This window comes from Methylobacterium sp. Leaf104 (assembly GCF_001422885.1).
Lineage (GTDB): Bacteria > Pseudomonadota > Alphaproteobacteria > Rhizobiales > Beijerinckiaceae > Methylobacterium.
Genome location: NZ_LMMZ01000040.1, coordinates 110,034 through 130,917 on the forward strand (window position 1 = coordinate 110,034; position 20,884 = coordinate 130,917).

Annotated in this window: 20 protein-coding genes and 1 pseudogene; 20 read left to right on the plus strand and 1 reads right to left on the minus strand. The window is 70.5% G+C overall.

Annotated features, from left to right (window positions below; all coding sequences use genetic code 11):
* Nucleotides 1–1,891: 1,891 nt before the first annotated feature.
* The 19 genes and pseudogenes from ASF49_RS21110 to ASF49_RS21200 form a co-directional block, all read left to right on the plus strand.
* On the plus strand, nucleotides 1,892–3,961 hold the full coding sequence (locus tag ASF49_RS21110) for a TonB-dependent siderophore receptor (RefSeq protein WP_243214824.1): 2,070 nt from the start codon (nucleotides 1,892–1,894) through the stop codon (nucleotides 3,959–3,961).
* A 531-nt stretch (nucleotides 3,962–4,492) separates the two neighbouring features.
* Nucleotides 4,493–4,879: a flagellar basal body rod protein FlgB gene (gene flgB, locus ASF49_RS21115; RefSeq protein ID WP_056477949.1), complete on the plus strand. Its 387-nt coding sequence runs from the start codon at nucleotides 4,493–4,495 to the stop codon at nucleotides 4,877–4,879.
* Nucleotides 4,879–5,295 (plus strand): flagellar basal body rod protein FlgC, encoded by a 417-nt coding sequence (gene flgC / locus ASF49_RS21120; protein ID WP_056477725.1) that lies wholly within the window; start codon nucleotides 4,879–4,881, stop codon nucleotides 5,293–5,295. Before flgB ends, flgC begins: the two co-directional genes overlap by 1 nt.
* 9 nt (nucleotides 5,296–5,304) lie before the next feature.
* Nucleotides 5,305–5,649: a flagellar hook-basal body complex protein FliE gene (locus tag ASF49_RS21125; RefSeq protein ID WP_056477727.1), complete on the plus strand. Its 345-nt coding sequence runs from the start codon at nucleotides 5,305–5,307 to the stop codon at nucleotides 5,647–5,649.
* Between the two features lie 39 nt (nucleotides 5,650–5,688).
* Complete coding sequence (flgG, locus tag ASF49_RS21130) at nucleotides 5,689–6,477, plus strand: flagellar basal-body rod protein FlgG (RefSeq protein WP_056477728.1); 789 nt, start codon at nucleotides 5,689–5,691, stop codon at nucleotides 6,475–6,477.
* 164 nt (nucleotides 6,478–6,641) lie between these two features.
* Nucleotides 6,642–7,124: a flagellar basal body P-ring formation chaperone FlgA gene (flgA, locus tag ASF49_RS21135; RefSeq protein ID WP_082511455.1), complete on the plus strand. Its 483-nt coding sequence runs from the start codon at nucleotides 6,642–6,644 to the stop codon at nucleotides 7,122–7,124.
* Entirely contained in the window at nucleotides 7,124–8,227 is a 1,104-nt protein-coding gene (flgI, locus tag ASF49_RS21140) for a flagellar basal body P-ring protein FlgI (protein ID WP_056477729.1), read from the plus strand. Before flgA ends, flgI begins: the two co-directional genes overlap by 1 nt.
* 287 nt (nucleotides 8,228–8,514) lie before the next feature.
* Complete coding sequence (locus tag ASF49_RS24825; RefSeq protein ID WP_056477953.1) at nucleotides 8,515–9,081, plus strand: MotE family protein; 567 nt, start codon at nucleotides 8,515–8,517, stop codon at nucleotides 9,079–9,081.
* Nucleotides 9,081–9,797, plus strand: a complete 717-nt coding sequence (flgH, locus tag ASF49_RS21150) for a flagellar basal body L-ring protein FlgH (protein ID WP_056477731.1) — start codon at nucleotides 9,081–9,083, stop codon at nucleotides 9,795–9,797. Before ASF49_RS24825 ends, flgH begins: the two co-directional genes overlap by 1 nt.
* 24 nt (nucleotides 9,798–9,821) lie before the next feature.
* Nucleotides 9,822–10,322 (plus strand): flagellar basal body-associated FliL family protein, encoded by a 501-nt coding sequence (locus tag ASF49_RS21155; RefSeq protein WP_056477733.1) that lies wholly within the window; start codon nucleotides 9,822–9,824, stop codon nucleotides 10,320–10,322.
* A 46-nt stretch (nucleotides 10,323–10,368) separates the two neighbouring features.
* Nucleotides 10,369–11,139 (plus strand): flagellar type III secretion system pore protein FliP, encoded by a 771-nt coding sequence (fliP, locus tag ASF49_RS21160; protein ID WP_056477735.1) that lies wholly within the window; start codon nucleotides 10,369–10,371, stop codon nucleotides 11,137–11,139.
* A 191-nt stretch (nucleotides 11,140–11,330) separates the two neighbouring features.
* Entirely contained in the window at nucleotides 11,331–12,050 is a 720-nt protein-coding gene (locus ASF49_RS21165) for a nucleoside deaminase (protein ID WP_082511456.1), read from the plus strand.
* A gap of 91 nt (nucleotides 12,051–12,141) precedes the next feature.
* On the plus strand, nucleotides 12,142–13,842 hold the full coding sequence (fliF, locus tag ASF49_RS21170) for a flagellar basal-body MS-ring/collar protein FliF (protein ID WP_056477737.1): 1,701 nt from the start codon (nucleotides 12,142–12,144) through the stop codon (nucleotides 13,840–13,842).
* A complete protein-coding gene (locus tag ASF49_RS21175; protein WP_056477738.1) occupies nucleotides 13,842–14,531 on the plus strand; it encodes a hypothetical protein in 690 nt (229 codons plus the stop codon). The genes fliF and ASF49_RS21175 overlap by 1 nt, the downstream gene beginning before the upstream one ends.
* A gap of 4 nt (nucleotides 14,532–14,535) precedes the next feature.
* Nucleotides 14,536–15,903 (plus strand): MotB family protein, encoded by a 1,368-nt coding sequence (locus tag ASF49_RS21180; RefSeq protein ID WP_056477741.1) that lies wholly within the window; start codon nucleotides 14,536–14,538, stop codon nucleotides 15,901–15,903.
* Nucleotides 15,904–15,914: 11 nt separating this feature from the next.
* Nucleotides 15,915–17,153: a chemotaxis protein MotC gene (locus ASF49_RS21185; protein ID WP_243214822.1), complete on the plus strand. Its 1,239-nt coding sequence runs from the start codon at nucleotides 15,915–15,917 to the stop codon at nucleotides 17,151–17,153.
* On the plus strand, nucleotides 17,150–18,838 hold the full coding sequence (locus ASF49_RS21190) for a flagellar hook-length control protein FliK (protein ID WP_056477745.1): 1,689 nt from the start codon (nucleotides 17,150–17,152) through the stop codon (nucleotides 18,836–18,838). The genes ASF49_RS21185 and ASF49_RS21190 overlap by 4 nt, the downstream gene beginning before the upstream one ends.
* A complete protein-coding gene (locus ASF49_RS21195) occupies nucleotides 18,792–19,394 on the plus strand; it encodes a transglycosylase SLT domain-containing protein (RefSeq protein ID WP_082511457.1) in 603 nt (200 codons plus the stop codon). Before ASF49_RS21190 ends, ASF49_RS21195 begins: the two co-directional genes overlap by 47 nt.
* A gap of 90 nt (nucleotides 19,395–19,484) precedes the next feature.
* Nucleotides 19,485–19,790, plus strand: a pseudogene (locus tag ASF49_RS21200) (cupin domain-containing protein); the annotation flags it as partial.
* 80 nt (nucleotides 19,791–19,870) lie between these two features.
* Here ASF49_RS21200 and ASF49_RS21205 read toward each other — a convergent pair.
* Nucleotides 19,871–20,041 (minus strand): hypothetical protein, encoded by a 171-nt coding sequence (locus ASF49_RS21205; protein WP_156653138.1) that lies wholly within the window; start codon nucleotides 20,039–20,041, stop codon nucleotides 19,871–19,873.
* Between the two features lie 542 nt (nucleotides 20,042–20,583).
* On the opposite strand from ASF49_RS21205, the gene ASF49_RS21210 reads away from it, so the two are divergent.
* Nucleotides 20,584–20,832 carry a hypothetical protein gene (locus ASF49_RS21210; RefSeq protein ID WP_056477753.1) on the plus strand — a complete coding sequence of 83 codons (249 nt, stop codon included), beginning with the start codon at nucleotides 20,584–20,586 and terminating at the stop codon, nucleotides 20,830–20,832.
* Nucleotides 20,833–20,884: the final 52 nt, after the last annotated feature.

The following is a 20,884-nucleotide window of genomic DNA, read 5'->3' on the forward strand; positions in this document are numbered from 1 at the left end:
GAGGCGGATCGGGCGGAGGCGGGGGGCGGGGCGATCGGCAAGGCGGGGCGCGGGGTGCGGGTCAGGGGACGGTCTGGCCGATGTCTGGGTCGCCCGGGGCGTGTCGGGGTCCGGGCACTGAGGCGGGCGCGTCGGTCCGTGTCAAGCAGACGCCGCCGCAAGGGGCTTTCGGTCCCCATCGGAAGGGGCGCCGAAGCGATCCGCACGCTCCGATCGAGGCGTCCCGGCCTTCGGCGCGCCGGGGCGGCTCCGAAGGAGCGGATGCGGACCGTCGCTCCTCGAAGCATCTGCGCGCTGGCTGCCTCCCGAGCCGAATGGCCGCGAGCCTTCCTGTCACGGATGCCGGGATTGCGTCCGGATCGGCGTCGCCCGCCGAAATGGCCCGTGCCGACCGCAGGCGACCCCCGATGATGATCGTAGATGCCAAGCTGAGAGGTTTCGTGGAGTCCGTTCCCCCGCACAGCGTGGCATCGTTCAACATTCGGCGGATCGGAAACGGTATCGAAACCGCGCCTGCACAGACATCGGTCCATATTCGGTTTACAAGCTTGTGCGTTTATAAATATTGTGCGCGCTCGATCGCCGCACGCGAGAGGCCTGCGCTATGCTGAATAGGAAGCTCTCGCCTCTGCCGCTCGCATGGACATTGTGTAGCCTTGCTGCGCCCTCCCTTGCCGAAATCCATATCGATGGTGCGAAGATCACGGCCGGGGAATTGTGGGTCCTTGGATCCGTCGACGAACCAAGTGCCGAGATCATGCTCGATGAAAAATTTACGCGCTGGACCGATGCCAAAGGCAACTATGAATTTCGTGTGATCTATCATCCCCCAACCTGCATCATCAAACTTCGGACACCGAAGCAAGTCCGCGAGGTCGTCGTCGGAGAATGCGGACAGCAGGGTCCTCAGGGGCCGGCTGCCGTCGGTCCGCCCGGACCCATGGGCTTGATGGGGCCGAAAGGTGAGCAGGGCCCATCCGGGTCGCCAGGGCGACCCGGGCCACAGGGCAACCCCGGATCCGATGGCGGGACGGGCCTTCCCGGCCCGGAGGGGCCTCAAGGGCCGAGCGGGCCACGCGGCGAAGCGGGACTCGCTGGAGCGATGGGGCCGGCCGGCCCTCAGGGACCGCAAGGGCCGGTCGGTCCGGCGGGACCTCGCGGTCCGGCAGGACCACAGGGAGAGCCGGGGCGTCCGGGCGTCGCCGGTCCGCCCGGACCGATCGGCAGGACGGGTCCGCCCGGTCCTGCGGGAAAGACAAGTCCGCCGCCCCCTGCAAGGCCGCAGAACACCGCTCCCTTGCCCGCCAGGAGGGACCAGCGTCCAGCGGAACAACCCGAGGAGGGGGCAGGAGGCGGTCCCAACGAAGCGGATCGCTATTAGTGTTCAGCTCTGTCCTGCAGCGTGAGGATGCCTGGCAAACGTTCGTCTCGCTGACAGCCATGGTTGCATGCGACATGGTCCGAGGCGGGTGCGGGCGGACCTTGGCCTTGCTTCCGGAGACCTTGCTTCCGGAAGCGGACGTTCCTCATCCGACCCGAGCCGGAGATTCCAATCGTCGTGGGTGTTCCCCGAAAGCGGTCGTTCGCCCGGTCCGGTCGATGTGTTGCGCGAGCAACAAGCGAGCTTAAGGAGACCTTCGTTTGCAACAGTTCTAAAAACAGGCTGACCGAGCTTCGAAAGGCTACAAACTAGGCTTGTCGAGAGGGGCCATCCACGAACTTGACCGTGTATGTTTCTGGGTTGTAACGGCCGATCGCTGCTCCAAGTCGGTCTCTGTGCGTGATTGCGTCAAAGATAAATTTTAAAAGCAATGGGGTCCTCGCCGTATCGGTGGCCGTTGCAGTCATAGGGCAGTCAGGCTCTTTCGTGAGCTTCGGACCGAGCCCCGCCTTGGCCCAGGTTGCGGCCGACGCATCGCAAGAGGTGCAACTCGACGAATTGTCTGTGGCCGGCAACGGCAGTCCCGCCAATGGGCCGGCCAACAGGACGGATGGCTACCTCGCCAAGGGTAGTGTCAGTGCCACGCGAACCGATACACCGCTGCGCGAAGTGCCCCAGACGGTGGTTGTCGTGCCGGATAGGGTTCTTCAGGACGCCGCCGCGACGCGGGTCGACACCGCCCTCGACCTTGCCGGCGTCGGCCGCGCCAACAATTTCGGAGGCCTTGGCCTGACGGAGTTCACCATCCGCGGCTTCAACACGGGCGAGTACTACCGCAACGGGTTCCCGATCAACCGGGGCTATCCGCCCTCGCCGGACGTGGTCTCCATCGAGCGGATCGAGGTGCTGAAAGGCCCCTCGGCCTTCCTCTACGGCCGCGGCGACCCGGGCGGGACCTTCAACATCGTCACCAAGCAGCCATTGGCCGAGCGTGCCCTCGCAATCGGCACGCAGTTCGGTAGCTTCAACCAGAAGCGCAGCACCTTCGACGCAACCGGCGCCCTCGACGAGGATGGCCGAGTACTCGCTCGCGTCACGGGCGCCGTCGAGGACAACGGCAGCTTCCGCGACTTCGTGCACGGAGACCGCTTCTACATTGCCCCGGTCGTCGCCTGGAAGCCGACAGCCGACACCACGATCACCCTAGAGGGGGAGTTCGCAAGCACCGCAGCGACCTTCGACCGAGGCGTCGTACCGATCTCCGGTAACATTCGCGCCTTGCCCCGCAACCGCTTCATCGGCGAGCCCGACATCCCGCCGGTGCGCAACAACAACGCCCTCGGCCAACTCCGCATCGAGCACAAGCTCGATCAGAACTGGGTGGTAACTGCCGGCGTCCAGGCGCTAGGTGGTCGCCTCTTCGGCGATGGCGTAGGCGCAATGAACGTCCTCAGCGACGGACGCACCCTGCGCCGAACGTTCGAGCGTCGAGACCTGAACTGGTCTGACCTCGACCTCCAACTCAATCTTGCGGGCAAGTTCGAGACCGGCCCCTTCCGTCATACCCTGCTCACGGGCTTCGAGTACGACACGTACCGGTACCGGGAGGTCTTCAGCCGCTCGAACGCAAACCTCTTCCCGTTCACTCTCGACCTTCTCGCGCCCCGCTACGGACAATCCGCCCAGCCGCCTCTCGCCGCGATCACCAACTTCCTGCAGAACACCGAGAGCTTTGGCGGCTACGTCCAGGACCAGATCGACCTCACACAGCGCCTCCATGCCCTTCTGGGCGTACGGGTGGAGAACCTCGGCCTCGTCTCAACCGACTACCGCACCGGTCGCACCACGAGCTTGCACGACACGGTCGCGACGCCGCGCTTTGGCCTCACCTACGACCTCACCGACGAGGTCTCGGTCTATGGCAGCTACGGCCGCTCCTTCTTGCCCAATACCGGTACGGATCGCTCGGGACGGCCGTTTGCCTTCCAGCAGGGCGAGGGCTACGAGGTCGGCACCAAGGTCAGCCTGCTCGACGGGCAACTGAGCGCCACTGCGGCTTTGTTCGACATCCGGCGCACCAACGTCCTCACGGCCGATCCGATCGATCCGAACTTCAGCGTTGCGGCCGGCGAGGTGCGCAGCCAGGGCTTCGACCTGACCGTCGCCGGCTATCTGGCGCCTGGCTGGCGGGTGATCGGCACCTACACCCATGCCGATGCTGCTGTAAGCCGCGACAACACTCTGCCGGTGGGTACGCGGATCGCCAACATCCCTGCCGACACCCTTGCCCTTCAGAGCGTCTACGAGTTTCAGGGGGCGGAGTTGCGCGGCCTCGGCCTCGGCGGAGGCGTAACTCATGTCGGTCAGCGCGTGGCTGGGACCGCTCTCTCGACCTTCCGCCTGCCGGACTACACGGTCTTCAACCTGATCTCGTACTATTGGATCACCCCGCAGGTGCGGCTTTACCTCAACGTCGACAACTTACTCGACACGACCTACTACGACCGCGCCTTCCAGAACCGCTACGCTACACCGGGCGTCCCACGGACGATCCTGGGTGGGGTCGCAGCACGATTTTGATAGTCGTCGCTGCAGCGAAGGGGAGAGGTCCGGAGTGGATCACCGCCTGTGAGGAAGATGCGTGCGCTCTAACGTTTGCGCTGCTCCAAAGCGGACTGGGGAAATCCACCCGACCCAATCGTTCGAAGCGACGGCTCGAGAACTTGAGAGCGGACGTTCACACAATGCGCAAAGGGCCGAGAACAACCTGAACGATGTGCCTTTTACCCCATCGTCTTCCCGGCACCCAGAAGTTCGCCTTGCGTCACCGAATGTTGCCAGGCCCGAACCTGCCGGGAAAAGGCGACCGGATTCGTCATGTCGGAGAAACCCGAGCGGTCGGCAGGGCCGATACACGCGGGGCTAACCTCGAACAGGGTCCAGGCCGCGGACAGGTCGTGTCTGGCCAAACCTGACCCCGTGCTCGCGTACGGGTCACCGCCCGTTCGCGACCTCCGTCCGGAAGCCCGCACGCATCCCGCCCCCCGTCAGCCTCGGACAAGATAGTCGCCCTAAAGCTCCGGTCATGAACGATTGGGACCGGAGCCGGCCGTGACAGGCGTCTACCTCTTCGACCTGGCCTCGCAGCAGGCGCGCTACCTCGCGGTGCGGCAGGCGACCATCGCGAGCAACGTCGCGAACGCCAACACGCCCGACTACAAGGCGCGGGACGTGGTGCCCTTCTCCGAGGTGATGGCGCGCACGGCCTCCATGGGCATGACCATGACGGAGAGCGCCCACGTCACTTCCGGCGAGGGCCGCATCCCGGTCAAGCCGGTGACCGCCGGGGAGGCCTGGGACGCGCTCTCGACCTCGAGCTCGGTGAGCCTGGAGCAGGAGATGCTCAAGGCCGGCACGGTCAGCCGCGAGCACAACCTCAACATGGGCATCGTCAAGGCCTTCGACCGGATGCTCAAGGCGGCGGTGCGGGGCAGCTGATGATCGACCCGCTCACCGCCTCCACCCGTCTCGCCTCCGCCGGCATGGAGGCGCAGTCCCTGCGCCTGCGCATCGCCGCCGAGAACGTCGCCAACGCGCAATCGGTGGGCGACGCCCCCGGGGCGGACCCCTATGCCCGCAAGACCGTGACCTTCCGGTCCGCCCTGGACCGGGCGGCCGGCGGCCCCAGCGTGGCCCTGCGCCGGATCGGCACCGACGACGCGCCCTTCCGCGTCGAGCGCGACCCCGGCAACCCGGCGGCCGATGCCGAGGGCAACGTGAAGATGCCCAACGTCAACGTGCTGGTGGAGATGGCCGACATCCGCGAGGCCAACCGCTCCTACGAAGCCAACGTCCAGGTGATCAAGCAGGCCCGCGCCATGGTCGCCAGCGTCATCGACCTCCTGAGGACCTGAGACTGAGCGATGATCGAAGCCCTCACCTCGCTCGCCGCCTTCGACCGGGCCGCCGGCATCACCCGCACCGACAGCGCCGCGCCCCTGGCGCGCACCAGCTTCCCCGTGCTGCCGGCGGCCTCCACGGCCGCGCCCGGCACGGATTTCGGCGACGTCATGGCCCAGCTCGCCGGGGGCCTGCGCACCTCCCTGCGCACCGGCGAGGCCGCCGCCATCTCGGGCATCCAGGGCAAGGCCTCGACGCAGCAGGTGGTCGAGGCGGTGATGTCCGCCGAGCAGAGCCTGCAGACCGCCATCGCCGTCCGGGACAAGGTGGTCGCCGCCTATCTCGAACTCAGCCGCATGCCGATCTGACCTTCGGCCGATCCGACGAACCGACGGGACCGTGACACCATGAGAGCGCTCGCCATCGCGGCCACGGGCATGAACGCCCAGCAGATGAACCTCGAGGTCATCGCCAACAACATCGCCAACCTGAACACCACCGGCTTCAAGGGCGCCCGGGCCGAGTTCACCGACCTGCTCTACCAGGCCGAGCGCCAGCAGGGCGTGCCGAACCAGGCCGGCCAGGAGCCGGTGCCCGAGGGCGCGATGCTCGGCCTCGGCGTGCGCACCGCCGCCATCCGCAACCTGCACCGGCAGGGGCCGCTCGCCAACACCGCCAACCAGCTCGACCTGGCGGTGAACGGCCGGGGCTACTTCCAGATCACCAACCCCAACGGCGAGATCAACTACACCCGCGCCGGCGCCTTCAACCGCAACAACACCGGCCAGATCGTCACCCTGGAGGGCTACGCCCTCGACCCGGCGATCCTGATCCCCAACGGCGCCGTCGACGTGGTGATCAACCAGTCGGGCCAGGTCTTCGCCAAGGTGGACGGGCAGGTGCAGGCGCAGAATCTCGGCCAGATCACGCTGGCCAACTTCGCCAACGATGCCGGCCTGGAGCCCCTCGGCAACGGCCTCTACCGCGAGACCGCGGCCTCCGGCGCCCCCGTCACCGGCGTGCCCGGCGACCCGAGCTTCGGCAAGCTGCAGCAGGGCTATCTCGAGAGCTCGAACGTCGATCCCGTCAAGGAGATCACCAACATGATCACGGCCCAGCGCGCCTTCGAGATGAACTCGAAGGTGATCCAGGCCGCCGACGAGATGGCCGGCACGGTCTCCAAGGGCATCCGCTAGTCCGAAGGGCATCCGCTCGTCCGAGGGGCTCCGCTGAGCCGGATCGGCGGCGGCGCCCGACCTCGACATCCCCGACCTCCGCGCGGCGGCGACGGGCGGCACCGGCTCCCCGCCGGCGGCCGCGGCCGCCCGTCCGGGCCTCCTTCCAAGGGCGCGACCACCTCATGGGCACTCACCTTCCGGGCTCCTCCCTGCGCAGCCGGTGCCGCCTGGCGGCCCTCGGCCTCGCGCTGCTGGCCGGGCCGGCCGCCGCCGAGGACCTGCTGCTGCCGGTGCCGACGGTGACGATCTATCCCGGCGACACGATCAAGGCCGCGATGCTGCGGGTCCAGGCCTATCCGGACACGTTCAAGGCGCGCACCGCCGTGGTCGACGCGCCGATGGCCATCGTCGGCCGGGTCGCGCGGCGGATGCTGCTGCCGGGCGAGCCGGTGCCGGTCAACGCCATCGACGACCCGCGCCTCGTCAGCCGGGGCACGCCGACGCAGATCGTGTTCGAGGAGCAGGGCCTGCTCATCACCGCCGTCGGCGCGCCGCTGCAGAACGGCGGCCTCGGCGACGTCATCCGCGTGCGCAACACCGACACCAACCGCATCGTGCTGGGCACCGTGATGGCGGACGGGCGAATCCGGACCGGGGACCGCTGATGCGCCGTTTCCTGGCGATCCTCGTCTCCCTCGCCCTCGCCCTGCCGACCCCCGCCCTGGCCGGTACCCGGATCAAGGACATCGCCACCCTGAAGGGCGTGCGCGACAACCAGCTCGTGGGCTACGGCCTCGTCACCGGCCTGCAGGGCACCGGCGACACCCTGCGCAACGCCCAGTTCACCGAGCAGTCGCTGCAATCGATGCTCGACCGCATGGGCATCAACGTCCGCGACGCGCGCCTGCGCACCCGCAACGTCGCCGCCGTGATGGTGACCGCCGACCTGCCGCCCTACACCGGCACCGGCTCGCGCATCGACGTCACCGTGACCTCGCTCGGCGACGCCACCTCGCTCAAGGGCGGCACCCTGCTGATGACGCCGCTGATGGGCGGCGACAGCCTCACCTACGCGGCCGCGCAGGGGCCGCTGGCGGTCTCCGGCTTCAGCGTCGGCGGCCAGGCCGAGACGGTGACGCAGGGCGTGCCGACCGCCGGGCGCATCCCCAACGGCGCCCTGATCGAGCGCGAGGTGCCGGGCACGTTCCGCGACCTGCCGGAGCTCGTGTTCGAGCTGAAGAACCCCGACTTCAAGACCGCCACCATGGTGGCCGACGCCATCAACGCCTATGCCCTGGCGCGCTTCAACCGCCGGGTCGCCGCCCCGCGCGACCAGCGCGCCATCGCCCTGATGCGCCCGCACAACATCGCCCAGACCCGGTTCGTGGCCGAGATCGGCGACCTCACCATCAACCCCGACACCCCGGCCCGGGTCGTCGTCGACCAGCGCACCGGCACGGTGGTGATCGGCCGCAACGTCCAGATCTCCACCGTGGCGGTGACGCACGGCAATCTCACGGTGCGGGTCACCGAGGCGCCGGAGGTCTCGCAGCCGGCCCCGTTCTCCAACGGGCAGACGGCGGTGGTCCCGCGCACGGAGGTGGCGGTCAACGAGCAGGCCGGCCGGATGGCGATCATCGGCGGCTCGGATCTCCAGACCCTGGTGCGCGGCCTCAACAATGTCGGGCTGAAGCCCAGCGACATCATCTCGATCCTGCAGGCGGTGAAGACCTCCGGGGCGCTCCAGGCGGAGCTGGTGGTGCAATGAGCGCGACGAACGGCCTTCCGCTGCCGGGCGAGCCGGCCCGTCTCGTGGTCCAGAGCCGTCCGCCGGCGGGGCCCGGGCGCTGGCTCGCGCTGATGGCCCTGCGGGTGCTGCTCTTCGTCGGCGCCCTGGCCCTCGCCTCGTTCGGCCTCGGCCCGGCCCGCGCCGTCGAGGGCGGCCGGCCCGCGATCTCGGGGCTGAACCCGGGGCCGTTCCCGAAAGCCGCCCCGAAGCCGGCGGCCCCCCGCCTCGCCGTCGCGGCCAAGCCGGTGACGGATCCCGCCGTCACGGTGGTGTCCCAGCCGATCGAGACCACGGGGGCGATCGACGCCAAGGGTCCGGAGGCCAAGGGTCCGGAGGCGCAGGTCGCCGAGGTCCGGGCACCCGAGGCGGAACTGGCCAAGCCCGATGTGGCGAAGCCCGCACCGAAGCCGCCGGCCTATTGCGCCAGCATCGCGGATGCCGCCGCCGATGCCCGCTTCGCCTGGCAGAAGGAGCAGCTGGCCGCCCTGGAGAAGCAGGTCGAGGAGCGGATCGCCGCCCTGGAGGCCAAGCGCGCCGAGTACGAGACCTGGCTCGCCCGCCGCGACGCCTTCCTGGCCAAGGCCGACGAGGGCGTGGTCGCGATCTACACCAAGATGCGGGCCGATGCCGCCGCGCTCCAGCTCGCCAACATGCCCGACGAGGGCGCCGCCGCGATCCTGACCAAGCTCAACGCCCGCACGGCGAGCGCGATCCTGAGCGAGATGGAGGCCGCGCGCGCCGCGCAGCTGGCCCGCATGATGACCGAGATGGGCAAGACCGGCGCGGCCAAGGCCGACCCGGCCAAGAAGCCCCGCACGAGCGAGAAATCCTGATGTCTTCCAACACGTTCCGGGCCGGCCTGATCCTGGCGCTGGCGGCGCCCGCCCTCGGCGCCTGCAACACCCCGGTCGACCGGATCGGCCAGGCGCCGCTGCTGACCCCGATCGGCACCGGCCTGCAGCCGCCCCGCGAGGCGCTGCCGACCACCTACGGCTCCCTCGGGCGCCGCACCTACCACTCGACCTGGGCCCCGGGCAGCGCCGAGATGTTCCAGGATCCGCGCGCCCGCAACATCGGCGACGTGATCACGGTCTCGATCCTGATCGACGACAAGGCGCAGTTCGGAAATTCGAGCGACCGCTCGCGCAGCCAGAAGTCGGGCCTGGGCTTCGATTTCGGCTACGGCGTCTCGGGCCTGAAGGATTCCGCCACCGCCGATACCGGCATCCGCTCCTCCACCGAGACCAAGGGGGCGGGCAACATCGACCGCTCGGAGGTGCTGCGCCTGCAGGTCGCCGCCATCGTCACCGAGCAGATGCCCAACGGCAACGTCGTGATCAGCGGCTCGCAGGAGGTGCGGGTCAACAACGAGGTCCGCGTCCTCACCGTGGCGGGCATCGTCCGGCCGCGCGACATCTCGCGCAAGAACACCATCGACTACGACAAGATCGCCGAGGCGCGCATCTCCTATGGCGGGCGCGGCCGCATCTCCGACGTGCAGGCGCCGACCTTCGGCCAGCAGGTCTTCGAGACCCTGGCGCCGTTCTGAGACCTCGCGAGCGGGAGCGGAGCCATGGCGGCCAAGACCGGCGACAAGGCCGACGACAAGAAGACGGGCGGCGGCAAGGGCTGGATCCTGGCGCTCGCCCTGACCAGCCTGGTCGCCATCGGCACCGGCGGCGGCCTGGGCATGTACCTCCTCTCCACCGTCGAGAAGGCGGTGGACGTCAAGAAGAAGGACGAGGAGGACAAGGCGGTCAAGGTGCTGAAGTACACCGGCGATCTCGCCCTGCGCAGCGTCGGCTCGGTGGTGACCAACCTCGCCGACACCAACGACGCCTGGATCCGCCTCGAATCCTCGGTGGTGTTCAAGACCGGCGCCGTGCCGAACCCGGACGTGGCCTTGGCCGAGATCCGCTCCGACATCGTCGCCTACCTGCGCACCGTCTCCCTCAAGCAGCTCGAGGGCGCCAGCGGGCTGCAGCACCTGCGCGAGGACCTCAACGAACGGGTGGCCCTGCGCACCAAGGGGCAGGTGCGCGAGCTGATCGTCGAGATGCTGGTGGTGCAGTAGGGCGCCGTCGCCGGAGCCCCGTCCCCCTCGGCTGCTGGGAAGAACCATGAAACCGCTCACCACCGCAGGCCTCGCCCTCGCCGCCGGACTCGTCGCCGGCCTCGCCCTCGCGGGGCCGGCGCTGGCCCAGTCGGCCACGGGGCTGCCGGCCCTCGACGCCCTGCTGCCGGCCGGCAACGGGGCGGCGAGCGGGCGCATCCTGCAGCTCGTGGCGCTCCTCACCGTGCTGTCGCTGGCGCCGGGCCTCCTCGTCATGGTGACGAGTTTCACCCGGTTCGCCATCGCGTTCTCGTTCCTGCGCTCGGGTCTCGGCCTCCAGAGCACGCCGGCCAACATCTTCCTCGTCAGCCTGTCGCTGTTCATGACGTTCTACGTCATGGCGCCGACCTTCGACCGGGCCTGGAACGAGGGGGTCAAGCCGCTCACCGAGAACCGGATCTCCGAGGAGGAGGCGATCCCCAAGCTCGTCGAGCCGTTCCGCGAGTTCATGGTCCAGCACGTGCGCCCGAAGGATCTCCAGACCTTCACGGATCTGGCCAGCCGCACCATTCCCAAGGCCGAGGGCGGCGAGAAGATCGACCTGCGCATCCTGATCCCGGCCTTCATGATCTCCGAGCTGCGCCGCGGCTTCGAGATCGGCTTCCTGATCGCGCTGCCGTTCCTGGTGATCGACATGATCGTCTCCACCATCGTCATGTCGATGGGCATGATGATGCTGCCGCCCACCGTGATCTCCCTGCCGTTCAAGGTGCTGTTCTTCATCCTGATCGACGGCTGGAACATGCTGGTGGGGGGACTTGTGCGGTCGTTTTTCTGACGCGGCGGCCACGTCGACCGATCGTTTCCTGCGGAACGACGCTCCTCACCTCTGAATACAGGGCCGGTTCGTTCGCATAACGAGATGAAAAGGCTGATTCACAGGATACGGCGGAAGCTCTGTTTTTCGCGCACTTGATCAGCGCGGTCATGTATCGTGCGATCTGTGCGGTCGGACTTCGGAGATAGTCGATGGTTCAGTCCTGTTCCTGTTCGGTGGACCATTCCGGCGACTGCGCGGGACCGGGCGACCTGGGCCGGCGCGCCTTTCTGGCGAGTGCCGTCGGGGTCGGGATGTCCCTGGCCGTGGCACCCGGAGCCGTCGCGCAGGCGGCCCCGGTTCCCCCCGGCCGGAAGGCCTTCATGGAAGAGGCGACCCGGCTCGCGATCGAATCCGTCGAGAAGGGGTGGGGCGGGCCGTTCGGAGCCGTGATCGTCAAGGACGGGGAAATCATCGGGCGCGGCCAGAATCGTGTGCTGCTGACCGGCATTCCGGTCTTCCATGCGGAGATCACCGCCATCATGGATGCCTCCGCCCGGCTCAACCCGAAGGCCCTGCTCGGCAGCGATTACGGCGCGGGCACGATCCTGGAGATGATCCCGCGTGAGCCCGGCTCCCCCGATCCGGTGGCCGAGCGGGCCAAGATGCTCAAGGGCTGCGAGATCTACATCAACGGTGCGCCTTGCCCGATGTGCATGAGCGCCATCTACTGGTCGCGGATCGACCACGTCTACTTCGCCGCCAGCCTCAAGGACACGAGCAGGATCGGCTTCGACGACGCCTTCCAGTACGAGGATTTCGCCAAGCCCTGGGACCAGCGCCGCATTCGGGTCAGCGAGAACTTCGAGCGCGAGACGGGGCTGAAGGCCTACGAAGCCTGGACGAAGAAGGCGGACCGCCACCCCTACTGATCGCTCCGCGGCGGCGGCGCAATCTCCGCGCAAGGCTGGCGGGCGATGGGACGCTATCGGATCGCGGATCCGGAGCGGAGCAGCCCACCGAATGTCCGGTCTTCAGCACGCCGAACGGCTCTGGAACAACATCCTCGCGCTCGGCGGCCGGCGGATCGCCGCGCTGTCGCTGATCGGCGTGGTGGTCTTCCTCGCCGTCGGCCTCGGGGCGCTCTACCTCAGCCGTCCGGCGCAGGAGACGCTCTATACGGGCCTCAGCCGCGAGGATGTCGGCCGCATGGGCAGCGTGCTCAAGGACGCCAACATCCCCTTCGACGTCAGCGCCGACGGCGCGGCCGTGCTCGTCGCCTACGGCCACACCGCCCAGGCCCGGATGCTGCTCGCCGAGAAGGGCCTGCCGCAGAGCGCGAAGTCCGGCTACGAGCTGTTCAACGACCTCGGCTCCCTCGGCATGACCTCGTTCATGCAGGAGGTGACCCGGGTGCGCGCCCTGGAGGGCGAGATCGCCCGCACGATCCAGGGCATGAAGGGCGTGAAGGCCGCCCGCGTCCACATCGTGCTGCCCGACCGCGGCTCGTTCCGCCGCGACCAGCAGCCCCCGTCCGCCTCCGTGGTGGTGCGCACCGAGCCGGCCGACGACGTCAGCGGCGCCCAGTCGATCCGCCACCTCGTCGCCTCGGCGGTGCCCGGCATGAAGCCCGACCGCGTCACGGTGATCGGCTCGGACGGCTCGCTCCTGCTCTCGGGCGACGATGCGAGCGCCGTGCCCACCGGCAAGATGGCGACCCTGGAGAAGACCATCGGCCACGAGGTCCAGGACAACATCCGCCGGACCCTGACCCCCTATCTCGGCGTCGGCAACTTCGAGGTCAGCGTCGCGGCGCGCCTGAACACCGACAAGACCGTGCAGAACGAGACGATCTTCAACCCCGACCAGCGGGTGGAGCGCTCGACCCGCGCCGTGCGCGAGACCGAGAACTCGCAGAACCGCAACGCCTCGCAGCGCCCGACGAGCACGCAGCAGAACCTGCCCGACCAGCGCGCCCGCTCGGACGGCAACGACACCGCCAGCAACGAGACGCAGAAGCGCGAGGACCTCACCAACTACGAGATCTCCTCGAAGACGATCCAGACCGTGAGCGACGGCTACAACATCAAGCAGATCTCGGTGGCCGTCCTCGTCAACCGCGCCCGCCTCGCGGCCCTGGCCGGCCCGGATGCCAGCAAGGCCGCCATCGACGCCCAGGTGGCCGAGATCGAGCAGCTCGTGGGTTCGGCCGCCGGCTTCAACAAGGACCGCGGCGACAACGTGAAGGTCGCCGCCGTCGGCTTCGTCAACGACGGGCAGCCCCTGGAACCGGTGGCGCCCCTGAGCCTCACCGACGTGCTGATGCGTCAGTCGGCCACCCTGATCAACGCCGGCACCATCCTGCTGGTCGCCGGCCTGCTGATCTGGTTCGGCCTGCGCCCGGCCATGCGCGCCATCCTGGAGATCCCGGCCGCCCAGCAGGAGGAGGCGCGCGCCCTGGCCGCCGCCGCGGAGGCCCAGGCGCTGACCGGCGCTGCCGCGAACGCGGCCCTCGCCGGCCCGAACGTCACCGCGCTCGGCGCCGATCCGGACGCCGTCCCGAGCCTCGCCGGCCCCGGCCAGAACCCGGTCGCCAGCATGATCGAGGACCTCACCGAGAAGCTGAACCGCTCGCCGCAGAAGAGACTTGAGCAGATGATCGAGGCCGACGAGGCGCAGGCCGCCGAGATCCTGAAGCGCTGGCTGATGCGTGAGGCCGCGTGATGGCACCCGCGATCGCCCGCTTCCTCCCCGACTTCTCCGACGCCGTGGTGCCGGTGCGGGGCGCCCCCGCACCCCGGGCCGCCGCTTCCGCCCCCGCCGCCGCGCCGCCGCCCCGTCCCCCGGAAGGGCTCGCGGCCCTGCTGCGCAAGCCCGCCGAGCCGCCCGAGGACCGCGAGGCCCTGCTCCGCGCCGCCGAGGCCCGGGGCCTGGAGCGCGGGCGCGCCCTCGGCCGTGCCGAGGCCGGGGCCGAATCCGCCTCGGTGCTCGCCTGCCTGCAGGCCGACCACGACGCGCGCCTCGTCGAACTGCGCCAGGCCTGGTGCGCAGAGGAGGGCGACCGCCTCGCGGCCGGATTCGCCGATGCGCTCCAGGCCCTCGGCGCCGGCCTCACCGACCGGGTCGGGCACCTCCTCGTGCCGGTCCTGACCGAGGCCCTGCGCCGCCAGGCCGTCGACGAACTCGCCCAGAGCCTCGCCCGCATCCTCGGCGACGCCCGCGCTCCGGTCCGAGTGAGCGGCCCGGCCGACCTCCTCGACGCGGTGTCGGGCAAGCTCGGCCCCTTCGACGCCGCCGTCGCGTTCCAGCCCTCGGAGGCCGTCGACGTCTCGGTGCAGGCCGACCAGACCGTGATCGAGACCCAGCTCGGCGCCTGGGGCCGCCTGATGACCGCAGCGGTCCGGGGAGCCTGACCCGATGGCGGACGAGGGCCACCACGAGATCATCATCATCAAGCGCCACGGCGACCACGAGGACGGTCACCACGGCGGCGCCTGGAAGATCGCGCTCGCCGACTTCATGACCGCCATGATGGCGCTGTTCCTGGTGCTGTGGCTGATCGGCTCCACCACCAAGGAGACGAAGTCGGCCATCGCCGAGTACTTCAACCCGGTGAAGCTCGCCGATGTCAGCTTCGACCGGAAGGGCCTGCGCGACCCCCAGAACAAGCCCGGCGAGCCCACGCCGGACGAGGGCCGACCCGACGGCGGCACCGGCGACAGCGCCACCGAGGGCAAGGGCGGCAAGGCGGACGCCAAGTCCGAGGGCAAGGCCGACGGCAAGGGCGGCTCCGGCCCGCCGGGCAGCCGCGCCCGCGAGGCGGCCCTGTTCCAGGATCCCTACGCGGTCCTCGCCAAGCTTGCCGCCGAACTCGAACCGGGACCGGAGACGGCCTCGGCCGACGCGGTCGCCACCGAGACCGGCGAGCCCGGCATCAAGGGCGGCGAGGCGGCCCGCGACCCCTTCGACCCCCTCTACTGGCAGGTCGCGCCGCTGGCCAAGACCCGCACCGCGCAGGCCGGATCCACCGGCACGGTGACGCCGCTGCCGCAGGAGACCCGCCCCGACGTGCGCGCGGCCGCCCAGGGGGCGAAGCCGGCGGCGATCAAGGTCGCCTCGGCGCTGCCGGGCGAGTCCGACGCCAAGGTCATGGCCCTGCTGGCCAAGGCCGAGGCGCCTAAGGACCCGAAGGCGGAAGCCAAGGCGGCCGTGGAAGCGAAGGCGGCCGCGGAGGCCAAGGCGACCGCGGAGGCGAAGGCGGCCGAGGCGAAGTCCGTCGAGGCCAGATCGGCCGAAGCGCGGGCGGCCGATGCCGCCGAGGCGGCGGCGATGGCCGAGATCAAGGCCGAGATCGCCAAGGTCCTGCCGATGGAGGGCGGCGCTCCGGCGCCCCGGACGGAGGTCCGCCGCACCGGCGAGGGCATCCTCATCAGCCTCACCGACGAGACGAACTTCGCGATGTTCAGCGTCGGCTCGGCCGAGCCGCAGGCCAAGGTGGTGCGCGCCCTGGAGCAGGTCGCGCGCATCCTCAGGGACCGGCCCGGCCGGATCGTCGTGCGCGGCCACACCGATGCGCGCCCCTTCCGCTCGGAGGTCTACGACAACTGGCGCCTGTCCTCGGCCCGGGCGCAGATGGCCTCCTACATGCTCGTGCGCGGCGGCGTGCCCGATGCGCGCCTGGAGCGGATCGAGGGCTATGCCGACCGGCAGCCGCGCAACCCCGCCGATCCGAAGGCGGCGGAGAACCGCCGCATCGAGATCCTGCTGCGGGCGCGGCCCGAGTGATGCGGGCCGCCGTGACGCGCCGTGTGGGCCGCCTGCTCGCCCGTGTCCTGCTCGCCGGACTCTGCGCCGTCCCGGCCGCCCGGGCGGCGGATTCCCACGGCGGCGGCGACCACGGCGCGGCCCCGGCCGCACCGGTCGAGCCGCTGCCGGTCGCCCCGCGCCCGCTGCCGGTCGAGCTCCTGCGCACCCTTCAGCTGCTCCAGGACCGGATCGCCCAGGGCTCGGCCCAGGCCCATCACGGCCAGCGCGCCTTCCTGTCCCTGGCCGAGTCGCGCATGCTCGGCCTCGCGCCCGAGGCCTGGGCCGATCCGGTCAGCGTGCACGCGGCGGTGACCTTCGCGCTGGGCGGCGGCGGGCCGGCGCTGCTGCGCCACCTCGTCGCCTCGGGCAAGGTGCCGGAGGCCGAGCGCCCGGTGGTGTTCGGCGCGCTGGCCTATCTCGAGGGACGCGAGAAGGAGGCCCGCGCGCTCCTCGTGAAGATCGACCCGCTCGTGGTGCCGGCGAGCCTCGGCGCGCAGCTCGCCCTGGCGCAATCCGCCCTGGTGGTGCGCGACGACCCGACCCAGTCGATCCGCCTCCTCGACCTCGCCCGCCTGCTCGCCCCCGGCACCCTGGTGGAGGAGGGGGCGCTGCGCCGCGAGATCTTCGTGCTGGCCCAGGCCAACGACCTGACCAAGTTCGAGTCCCTGGCGGTGCAGTACCTGCGCCGCTTCCGCCACTCGGTCTATGCCGGCAACTTCCGCCAGCGCTTCGCCGCCGCGCTCACCCGCCTCGACTTCGCCGGCGACGAGGCCCGCTTCCTGCGCCTCCAGGCCATGCTCGACGAGATCGAGCCCGAGGGCCGGCGCGAACTCTACCTCCTCGTCGCCCGCGCCGCCCTCGACCAGGGCAAGACCGCCACGGCGGTGTTCTCGGCCGAGCGCGGCGTCACCCTGGCGGAGCCCGGCTCGGCGGAGGCGGTGCGCGCCCGCCTCTACCGGGCGGCGGCCCTGGTCGTGGTGGACGGGCGCTTCGAGGAATCCGTCGAGACCCTGCGGATGACCGATCGCACGATGCTCGAGCCCGCCGACCGCGACCTCCTGGACGCCGCGCTGTCGACGGCCCGGGAGATCCGGGCCGGGGCGCCCGCACCGGTTCCCGTCCCGGCGGCGCCGGACGGCCCCCGCGTGCTGCCGGTCGCCCCATCCATCGCCCGGGCGCAGGACGCCATCGGGCGCGTCGACGCGATCATGCGGAGGAGCGAGCGTTGAACACCCTCGGTGCCACCAGTCCCGGCCCCCGCGCCCTGCCGGATGCGCTCGGCCCCCGCGGCGCGGGCGCCGACGCGCCGGATTCCGAGCGCGACGCCTTCGGCACGGTGCTGGGCGCCCTGTCGGGTCGGGGCCGGCCGGATTCGGCCACGCCCGAGGCCGACCGGCCCGGCCGGCGCCGCGACGACGAGGCCGAATCCTCCACTACGCGGGCCACCAGCGAGGAGACGGACCCGCTCGCGCTCCTCGCCCTCGTGGTGCCGGCGGCGGCCCCCGCCGGAATGCCGACGCCGAAGCCGGAGGCGATCTCCCTCGAAGCCCTGGTCGCCCGCGCCGCGCCGGCCCAGGCGTCCGGACCCGCGGGCCAGGCCGCCGCCGCGTCCGCGGCCGGCGCGCCGGACCTCATGGCCGGGACGGACCCGGCCGTCGCCGGGCTCGTGCCGCAGCCCGCGACCGCCGAGGCGCGGACCCGCGTCGCCGTGCTCCAGCGCGAGACCCACTTCGCGCCGGTTCTGCCGAGCCTCCTCGGCGGATCGTCGGAGCCCGCGCCGGCCGCCGGGCCGCCGGCTCCGGCAAATGCTCCCGTCCCGGGCTCTCCCGGGCTGGCGGCCGGCGCGGCGCTGCCGCCCGGTGCCGCCACGCTCCAGGCCTCCGGCCCATCACCCGCGCCGAGCGGGGCGGGGCTCTCCGCCCTGGCGGCACCCCCGGCCATGCCGCCGGTGCCGCCCGCCGCCGAAACGCCTCGGCTGGAGCTCACGAACACGACGGTCCCGGCGAACCTCGCCGCGCCCGTCCTCGCGGCCCAGGCCGCGCCCGATGCTGCGGCGGCCGTCGCGGCCTCCGTGCCGGGCATCCCCGCCGCCGCGGCCGGCGACCGGAGCCGTCCGCCGGGTTCGCCTCGGCGCGACGCGGCGGCATCCGCGCCCGAGTCGGCCGCCGGGGTCGCGGAGCCGGCGGCGATCGAGCGGGCCGCCGCGACGCCGCGCCCGATCCTGCGCGCCGAGCCGGTCCCGGCCTCCGGCGATGCGGCCACGCGCGCGGCCGGCACCCCGCCCGAGCCGGTCCAGGCGAAGGCCGCCGAAGCGAGCCTGCCCGCCGGCTCCCTGCCGGGTCCGGCCTCCGCGCCGGCCCAGCAGGTGGCCGCGGCCGTCCTGGCGGAACTGCCGCGCGGGCCGGCCGGTGCCGTGGCCGGTACCTTGGCCGGTACCTTGGCGGGTGCGCTGCCCGGAGCCCCGGCCGGGGAGGGCCCCCTGAAGCTCCTCACCCTGCAGCTCCATCCGGCCGATCTCGGGACCGTGCTGGTGCGGATGCGCCTGCGCGACGGGCAACTCGAGCTGAGCCTGCAGGCCAGCCGCGAGGACTCGGCGCGCCTGCTCCGCGAGGGCGGCGCGGTGCTCGACGACCTCCTGCGCCAGGGCGGCTACCGCCCGGAGAGCGTGACCGTCACGGTCGCGTCGAGCGCGGCGGACGGCCGGGGCGCGCAGGGGAATCCAGGCTCGCAACAGGGACAGGGCGCACAAGGCTTCCCGAGCCAGGGTGAATCCGGCGCCAATCAGGGCCGGGCCACCCCGGACCAGGCCGGAGGCCGGTCCTCCCGGGGCGGCGATCCGTCCGCCCCCGATCTCCACGAGCGGATGCATGAGAGCGCTTCGAACAGCCCTGACCGCAGCGGCGTTTATCTCTAGCCTCAGCCTGAGCTTCGCCAACAGCGCGCCCCCGGCGCCGGGCAAGGCCGCGGCGCTGCCGGCTTCGGCCAACATCTGCGAGCGCGAGATGGCGGGGGCCTCGGCCAAGCACGGCGTGCCCCTGGGCGTGCTCTACGCGGTGGGCCTGACCGAGAGCGGCAAGCGCGGCTCGCTGCAGCCCTATGCCATGAACATCCAGGGCCGCGCCTATTTCGGCACCAGCGCCGCCGACGTGATGAGCCAGCTCGCCCAGGCCCGGGCGAGCGGGATCAAGCTCGTCGACCTCGGCTGCATGCAGATCAACCACCATTACCACCGCGAGAAATTCGCTACCCTGGAGGCGATGATCGACCCGCGCCAGAACGTCGAGTACGCGACCCTGTTCCTCAAGCAGTTGAAGGCACGGGAAGGCAGCTGGACCCTGGCGGTGGCCCGCTACCATGCGGGGCCCAACAACAATCCGGCCCAGAAGCAGTATGTCTGCCGGGTGATCACCAACATGGTCGCCACCGGCTTCGGCGCCTGGACGCCGGGCGCGCGCAGCTTCTGCCAGTAGGGGCGGGCGCGTTCCGGGATCCGCGGGGCTCGGACGGTCTCCGGGGGCGTCCACGAAGCAGCGCGCGTCCCGGCTCAGGAAGGAACCCCGATGGCCTTCGTCTGCACCATTCCGGCGGTTGCCACGGTCCAGCAGGACGACGCGACCCTGCGCATCACGCGGTGGGATTTCGCGCCCGGCGCCGTCACCGGCTGGCACGCCCACGGATGGCCCTACTTCGTCGTGATGCTGGTGGCGGGAACCCTGCGGGTCCACGATGGCGATCATGTCACCGACACCGCGTTGGAGGCCGGACAGGCCTATGGCCGCCCGGCCGGCATCCGGCACGATGTGATGAACGGCTCCGACCACCCGATCGCCTTCGTCGAGATCGAGGTGAAGCGGCCGGATGCTCTGATCACGGAGCCGCTGTCCGGAGCGGAGCTCCCCGCCCCGGCGCAATCCGCAACGAGCGGTCGGAGCCCGGCCGGTTCGCGCTAGGCGGAGGCCGCGCGCCTCTCCTGCCACGCCTCCTGGATCAGGTGCATCGATGGGGGCAGACCGAGAACGCGGCGATAGACGGCGATGCGCCGCAACGCAGCGCGGTTCGCGTCATGCCCGTCATCCAGTTGGGCGCGATACAGCCGTTCCACGGAACAGAGGAGCATGTCTGCGTCGCGGGCTGGCAGGGCCGCCAGGGTATGGAGCGCGCGGAGAGCCGACCGAGACATCCGCATGTCGGAGGAACGCCCGGACCGAGCGCTTCGGACCCTCACGGCTGCGTGAGCGCGCCGTCATGGTGAACGGCGTGTCGACGAGGGCCGGCCTTTCGCACCGTGTATGGCGGGCCGCTGTCGGACGACCTCGAAATCGAACGTCGATGATGGGAGCCGGATTCTCGAGCAACGGGCGGTCTTGCCGAGACGAGAACAGCAGATGTGCCGAATCTCACCGGACATCGTCAAAATACACTTGAGATGCTCGAAAATTTAATTTGCACGGCCGAATCCGACTTTTCGACGCTATGCGCTGATAACATGGCAATGGCTGATGGAAGCGCGATCTCCTCCTCTGGAGCATGCGCTATAGTGGGTGAAATCTTCCGACGACGCATTATGGTGCGTTGCAAAATGAGCAATCCGCAGCGCACAAAAATATGGTTCTCTGGTCTCAACGGCGGGCCTGTCGCCCGCCAAACCGGAGAATTCAGATGCGCGCCACCCGCCTCCTCGCCTTGACCGTCCTCGCTTCCGCGACCCTCGCCACCGGCGCGGCCATGGCGGGCGAGGCCCTCTACCTGACGCCTCCGCTGTTCCGTGAGCAGGCGCGCGAGACCCAGCAGGTGCGCAGCGTCAGGGACCTGACCACCACCCCTCAGCCCGTCTCCTCCGCAAAGCCCGTCGCCGCCCCCAAGACCGCCGCTGTCGGTGGCGAGGTCGAGACGACCGGTTCTTTCTGAGCGGCCGAAGACCGCGACGGCGGACCGACAGCGCCGAACAGGCTGATCGAGC